This window comes from Acinetobacter sp. WCHAc060042, from assembly GCF_003231195.1.
In the GTDB taxonomy this organism is placed as follows: domain Bacteria; phylum Pseudomonadota; class Gammaproteobacteria; order Pseudomonadales; family Moraxellaceae; genus Acinetobacter.
The window spans coordinates 1-4,014 of record NZ_QKVN01000081.1; the positions used below are offsets into that span (position 1 = coordinate 1).

Consider the following 4,014-nt stretch of genomic DNA (forward strand, 5'->3'; position numbering starts at 1 on the left):
GCGAAGTTTGGTTGAAACTAAGATGCATTGCATCAAATTATTAGGAGATAAACTCAGTGCAAGGAGTTTTGATAGTCAAGTGAATGAGATCCATGCACGTGTAGCAGTCCTTAACAGATTTACGGAATTAGGTCGACCACTTACCCAAGTTACGCCTTAAATTTGGCTCAATTAGGGGCGCTTTGCATTTAAAATCTTTGTGCAACAAAGCCGATTAAAAATATCATTTAAAATTTAATTGATCCATTCTCGAGGGACTTGAGGGATTTTAGATGTTCTCACACAAAGCCTTCTAATTAAGAATTGAGGAATACCAAAAATCAAAAGATTTAAATTGTAGTCAGAAGGTAATTTCACTTGATTTGTTAAATAATCTCGCTCTGAAAATCTTAGTAGTTTAAGTTTAAACCAAGTTTCACTTGCTATCTCTTTACGGTAAATAACATTAGGAGCATAGTAATGAATATTATTTTTGGTGGTGTATCAAAAAGTATGCTAAAAAAAAGCAGGTTGAATTTTGATAAAATAGAGAAATGCAAATAACTCTAGAAATCAAATGTCCAACCTGCCTCAGTGACAGTATAAAGAAAAATGGCATCAAAGTAGATGGGAAACAGAACTACCAATGCAAAGACTGCAAACGTCAGTTTATTGGTGACCATGCTCTGAGCTATCTAGGATGTAATTCTGGCATTACTCGTAAAATATTACAGTTAATGGTCAGAGGCAGCGGTATACGAGATATCGCTGAAGTTGAGCGCATTAGTATCGGTAAAGTCTTACGGACTTTAACTGAATCGGCCTATCAAATTCAGCCTAAACAAAGTCATTATGAATCTCTCGAAGTAGATGAATTCTGGACTTTTGTTGGAAATAAAAATAATAAACAATGGCTTATTTACGCTTACCATCGAGAAACAGGTGAGATTGTTGCTTATGTTTGGGGTAAGAGAGATTTAGCTACAGTCCAAAGGTTGAAGACAAAGCTTAAACAATTAGGTATTCACTACACCCGAATTGCAAGTGATCATTGGGACAGTTTCATCACTGCTTTTAAAAACTGCAAGCAAAGTATTGGTAAGTTTTTTACTGTAGGAATTGAAGGTAATAATTGCAAAATAAGGCATCGAATAAGGCGTGGTTTTAGAAGAAGTTGTAATTTCTCCAAAAAGCTTGAAAACCATTTTAAAGCCTTCGACTTAACCTTCTTTTACATCAATAATGGCTTCATTTAATGTCAGCATACTTTTTAAAACACCACCCCAAAATTAAATTTATTTAAATCAGATGCTTACATATTTATGCAACAAAGCCCATTGGTACACTAAGGCAGCAAATCAGTAATAATCCGGACAACGCCACGTTCAACAGGGGCCTTACCTGTAACCTCACCAATTTGCTCGCAAATGACGACGGTTTCGCCTTTTTTCACCAAGCGAGCAAGGTAGCCTTCAGCTGCATGGTAAGGAACGCCTGCCATAGGGATGGGTTCACCATTGGCTTTGCCACGATGGGTCAGGGTAATCCCGAGAAGTTTAGCGGCCTTGTGTGCATCTTCAAAGAACAGCTCGTAGAAGTCACCCATACGATAGAACATCAAAGAGTGCGGATGTTGCATTTTGACGCCCATGTACTGTTGCATCATGGGTGTGAGTGTGGACAAATCAGTTATGATTCCCGAATTGCTCATGTAGGTGAAATCCTTAAATCTTTGAAAATGCACAATATAAAAATAGACCGAGCGACACCGCTTACCGTGTGTATTTATGCGCTATGAACAGCTATTGTATGAATGGCAATATCTTAGCAAAATTGAAAACGACTAAACAATAAATCATCTATAAAGCGAACAGTTGTTAAACAGCCAAGTGATTATTGCTGTAGGCATTAGGTGTAAAGCAAAAATAAAAAAGCCTAAACATCTGTTTAGGCTTTTTAAGATTTAAGGCTTATACAGACCGAGTTCAGTCAGCTGCAACCGTAGGATACGACGTAACTCAAGAACAGCTTCAGGCGTTTCTTGAATAGAATGTCCACCTTTAATAATCTTCTCAGACAATGCACCATCTAGATGGGCACTCGTATAAGGCACGACATCGTCTGTAATGATATTGATGTCATCACTTTTGGTCGCATTCCCCATGATGCTGTGGAATTTCATGCCTTTGTATGGAACGACGTTTTTAGTTAACCGAGTGAAGTTAGAGTTCTTGCTGAGATCACTTGGCCCATTTTGTATGAGTCCATTATCTACATCTTTAATAAATTCTTGTAGGTCAGGGTCACTACTTTGTATAACATCGGTCAGTGCCCCCAAAAATGCACCTGGTAGACGAATGACTTTACGCGCCGCGAGGGTAAACCAGCGGTCAGCAAACTCTGTCCCACGATGTGGCGCTGCTAAGAAAATGGCCCGACTGAAATTTGGAATCGGTTGAATGTCGAGGCGCGATTTAAACAGAGGATCATTTTTAAATTGTTGCACACGTCGATTGGGTAGCAGTTTCATTGCCGCAGGGGTTAAGTCAGCATCGCTTACCAAAAGCCGCGCAATAATGCCGCCCATACTATGACCCACTAGCACGGCATCCTTTTTGGCAGGTGCTTTGCTGTCGACCAAATTAAAACTTTGTTGAATGATTGCATAGATTTGGAAACGACTTTCTAAAATTGGTATATTGGTCGAGTAGAACACTTGCCAGACTTGATAGTGCTCACGTAGCACGGGGTCGCCCATGACATCATTCGTCAGACGAATCCATGCCTCTGGGCTGCTGGCTAGACCGTGAACGAGCACCACCACTTTTTTATTTGGGTTGTACGGCTCAAGCATGTATAGGTGCGGCATGGTGAGGCGTGCATCACGATCAATCAGTGATAAATACGCGGCTTTACCTAAATTGTTTTGTGCCAACCATAAGCCATAAGGTGCAGAAAAGTTTGCAGCAAGAGGGTAACTTTTGCCTGCAATTTTCGCAGATTCAAACTTGTAGGGATCATAAGCTGAGATTTCAAACTCAGGGGTGTTTAAGATTTCATCGATACTAGATGCAGAGCGTGGCTGTGCGGTAATAGTCGCTGCTAAATAACGGGCATTGTGAATGTTAGGATTACGATCATTGGTGTACTGATAATGCAGTGGATCGACAATATATTTGGCTTTTTCTGGTGAGGTGTCATTGTGCTCGGGTGGGAGGACAATCAGAAACTCTGAACCAAAACCATCGCGACGTGTGATAGAGCGTAGGCCTGAAAAGTTCATATTGTAAGTTGACATCAGTTGTTCAACTTGACGGTTTTTTAAAAGTGGGTAGTTGTCATAATTTATGCGGTAAATACTTTGCCCCACTTTTATTTGATTGCCGACTTCAGATGGCCCATGGCGTAAGCGATAACTATTTACAAGCTTAGCGATAGCTTGGTTATAAAAGTCACGGAGTTGGACTTGACGGTTATCAAAAATACGGTCTTGCGGGCCACGTTTGGTGTTAAACATGTAGGCATAACTATAGCGAATGCTTTTATCCAGCATGCCGAGTTGTTGATCTAGGCAGCTTTGGTAGTTTTGTTTTTGCAGTGCCTGTTTTTCTTCAGACTGTGTCTTGGCTAAAATACTGACTTTACAGGCAGATGATTTTTCTAAGGAAAGTGCTTTAGCGAGATACAGCTCGCTGGCAGTAGAGAGGAGCTGTTCATCCTGAATTTGTGGAATCTGTTTGAGTTCGCTGACACATTCTTCAGGTTGCTCTGAACAGATTTTGGCTTCTCTACCCGTCATAGACAGCACGTTTAGACTCGCTTCACTGAGCTTATCCCGCGTTAAAATACTCTCACGCTCATTGGTAATCGTGACGTTCAGTGATTGATTTTTCACACTGACCACTTGGCAACCACTCAAAAGCGAAACGAGAGTGGTCATCATCAAGGTGCTACGGATGTATTTAGGCATAAAAAGCGTCGACTACCGTTTATTCTTTTGAATTTTTTAAATCATACGATAATTCTCGGATTTAT

General features: G+C 40.4%; 2 protein-coding genes and 2 pseudogenes. 2 read left to right on the forward strand and 2 right to left on the reverse strand.

Annotated elements, in window-relative coordinates; genetic code table 11:
* A pseudogene (locus tag DPG01_RS18115) lies at nucleotides 1-160 on the forward strand (IS5/IS1182 family transposase); the annotation flags it as partial.
* A 373-nt stretch (nucleotides 161-533) separates the two neighbouring features.
* On the forward strand, nucleotides 534-1,235 hold the full coding sequence (locus DPG01_RS18120) for an IS1 family transposase (protein WP_004282344.1): 702 nt from the start codon (nucleotides 534-536) through the stop codon (nucleotides 1,233-1,235).
* Between the two features lie 104 nt (nucleotides 1,236-1,339).
* Here the strand turns inward: DPG01_RS18120 and DPG01_RS18125 are convergent.
* Both DPG01_RS18125 and DPG01_RS18130 read right to left on the reverse strand, forming a co-directional pair.
* Nucleotides 1,340-1,690: pseudogene (locus DPG01_RS18125) on the reverse strand (DNA mismatch repair protein MutS); the annotation flags it as partial.
* Nucleotides 1,691-1,942: 252 nt separating this feature from the next.
* Nucleotides 1,943-3,949 carry an esterase/lipase family protein gene (locus DPG01_RS18130; RefSeq protein ID WP_110975977.1) on the reverse strand — a complete coding sequence of 669 codons (2,007 nt, stop codon included), beginning with the start codon at nucleotides 3,947-3,949 and terminating at the stop codon, nucleotides 1,943-1,945.
* Nucleotides 3,950-4,014: the final 65 nt, after the last annotated feature.

Bases quoted from the DNA above. Each gene is read 5' to 3' on its own strand.
- DPG01_RS18120 (WP_004282344.1), top strand. From the start codon at position 534: ATGCAAATAACTCTAGAAATCAAATGTCCAACCTGCCTCAGTGACAGT.
- DPG01_RS18130 (WP_110975977.1), bottom strand. From the start codon at position 3,949: ATGCCTAAATACATCCGTAGCACCTTGATGATGACCACTCTCGTTTCG.